Annotated in this window: 1 protein-coding gene and 1 pseudogene; both read right to left on the bottom strand. The window is 72.7% G+C overall.

Features of this window, described 5'->3' with window-relative positions:
- Window positions 1-2,404: pseudogene (locus WH07_RS41890) on the bottom strand (hypothetical protein); the annotation flags it as partial.
- On the bottom strand, window positions 2,401-2,581 hold a 181-nt coding region (locus WH07_RS35905), incomplete at its 5' end, for a hypothetical protein (protein ID WP_046509500.1). The gene WH07_RS35905 and the pseudogene WH07_RS41890, both read right to left, overlap by 4 nt.

Raw genomic sequence — 2,581 nt, 5'->3', positions numbered from 1 at the left:
GTCTTGGGCGGCGCGGTGGAGGCGCCGGTCGCGCCGGGACTCGGGGAGCCCGAGGGCTCTGCTCCCGGCGCCGCGTCGCCCGGTGCTCCGTCTCGGCCGGCGCGGGCTGCCGGCGGCTGCCGCGATCCCGGTGATGGGCGCGGTCAGCGCCGCCTGTCGCTCCCCCGCCCCCGCCCCCCGTGGTGGCGGGGTGGGTGGAGCTCTGGCCCTCCTCGGGAGTCTTCCTGCCCGCCTGGGCCAGGATGGTGGCGGCGGCCTGGAGGGTCTGGGTGCGCAGCGCCTTGGGCAGCGGCGCGTACCCCTCGGGCAGCGTGCCCGCCGCCACACCGGGCGTCTGCCCGCCGCCCACGGCATAGCTCAGGAACTCCGCGTAGTCCTTGCCCTCCGCGGCGGTCAGCAGCGTGGGCGTGGTGGCCGCGTAGGTGAGCGAGGCCAGCGGATAGGCGCCCTTGGCCTTGGTGGCGGGGACGGGTTCGACGACCCCCTTGACGGGGCCCGGCTTCATCGCTGCCTGGCCCGCCAGCAGAGCCGCGGTGGTGGGCGCGACATACTGCCCGGCGCCGTTGCGGAGCTGGGCGGGTATCAGTCCGTACCGCAGGGCCGTCGCGCTGTCGGCCAGCGCGAGCATGGCCCGCTGCCCGGCCGGCTGCGCCGGGTCCTTCTTGTACGCGGGCGGGGTCGCGGTGTTGTCCCAGGAGGTACGGGCCAGCGAGTCGCCCCGGCCCGCGGAGCGCGCGGCCTCGTGCATGTCGGTCGGGTACGGGTGCTTGTCCTGGATGCAGAGCGGGTTGTCGGGGTGGTCGGGGAACTGCTGGCAGAACGGGTCGCTCTTGGGGAAGTGGTCCAGGGGCAGGGCCAGTTCGCGGTAGTGCGGATTGACCGTCATCCCGGAGTTCTCCGGGTCCCCGTACTTGCCCGCGTTGTCGGGCGTCCCGTTCAGGAACTCGCGCGCGGCCGGGTCCTGGTTGATCCAGTCCCACAGCAGCCGGGCGGTGTCCGACACCGCTTCCGGTACGAGGACGTCGCCGAGCTTGCCGCCGAAGTCGAGCTGCGCGTACTCCGGGTTGAGCCGGGTGAACTCCGGGTCGCGGCCCAGGTTGTACGGATTCTTCTCGGTGCTCGGCGCGAAGCGCGAGTTGCCGTCCTGGTACGACTCGGTGAGCAGCTTGGCCACCAGACGCTGGCTGAGCTTCAGTGAGGTGAGCCTGCGGCCGTTGCGTGCCCGGACCTCCTCGGGCGCGGAGAACGTGGCCTGGCTCTCGATGAAGAAGCCGATGGTGAGCCCGGAGAGCGCGACCGGCGCGTACACCGGAGTCTCGCCCGACTGCATGTCCTCGGCGGTGGCCGGCTGGTTCAGGAACACCATGCCGGGGGCGTCCGAGCCGAGCGTGCCCCGCGCGGACTGGTCGGCCACCTGGGCGTAGCTGAAGATCGTCCTGCCGCCGGTCTGGCAGAGCGCCGGCTGCCAGCGGATGACGGCCTCCTTGGACATCTCGTTGCCCAGGGTGGGACGTTCGTCGGCGCCGAGCGGGCAGAACTGACCGATCCGCTCGAAGTGCAGGGGGACGACCAGACGGTTTGCCCAGTTGCTCGCGGAGAGCGGCGACGACTGGAGGTAGCCGCTGGACTGGGCGGTGTACGGGGTGCCGTTCACCTCGGTCCGGCCACGCGGTACGACCACCAGCCAGCAGCGGCGGCCCTCGCTCTGGGCGGAGCTGCCCGCGGTGGCCTCGCCGCAGCCGAGTCCGGGGGCCTCCACGGCGGTCTGGGTTTCGAAGTAGACCTCGCCGGCGCCGTCGGGGTTGGTCCTGGCGTACGGGACCTCGTTGCTGGTGTTGGAGTCGAAGTAGTCGTTGGAGTTGCCGAACGGGACGGTCTCGCCGTCCACCGGACGGAACGCGACATACGACACACCCGTCGGCGACGGGGGCGGCAGGGTCTGCTTCTCGTCGCGGAGGTTGCCGTAGCTGAGCTGGCGGGTGTTGGTGTACGCGCCCGCGGGCTGGTTGCCCGCTCCGGCGCCCAGCGCCGATGAGCCGCCGAACTGGCACTGCTCGGGGTCGGGCCCGGTCGTCTTGTCGCCCCAGCACTGCATGACCTGGAGATAGTCGGCGGCGTAGGCGGTGTCCGAGACGGTGGGGGCCCCGCCGGTCCAGGAGACCTTGACGACCTGGTTGACCAGGTGCTGGGTCTGCTCGACCGTGACCTTGAGCCCGGCGAAGTCGCCCTTTCCGGTGACGGTGACCGGCGAGCGGCCCACGGCGGGGTTGTCGGCCGCGCCCGCCGGGTCGGCGCTGCCGACGAAGGCGCCCGCGCTCAGGGCGCAGCAGAACGCGAGGACGGCGGCGGTGAGGGCGCGGGCGGCCTTCGAGCGGGCTCCCGCGCCGGTGGCGGTGATCCTCATGAGGTCCGCCTCCGTACCGTCAGATAGCGGGACAGCAGCGGGGGTCCGACCGTGACCACCACCAGCAGCAGGGCCGCCAGCACCATCAGCACGAGCCGTACGTTGCCGCCGATCGTCCCCGAGGTGGAGACCGGTACGGCGAAGGCGTCGCCGCCCCCGCCGGCCCCGGCCACGTCC

Source organism: Streptomyces odonnellii (genome assembly GCF_000981895.1).
GTDB classification, from domain to species: Bacteria; Actinomycetota; Actinomycetes; order Streptomycetales; family Streptomycetaceae; genus Streptomyces; species Streptomyces odonnellii.
The sequence above is the reverse complement of the archived record's forward strand: the minus strand, read 5'-3'. Positions and strand labels throughout refer to the sequence as shown.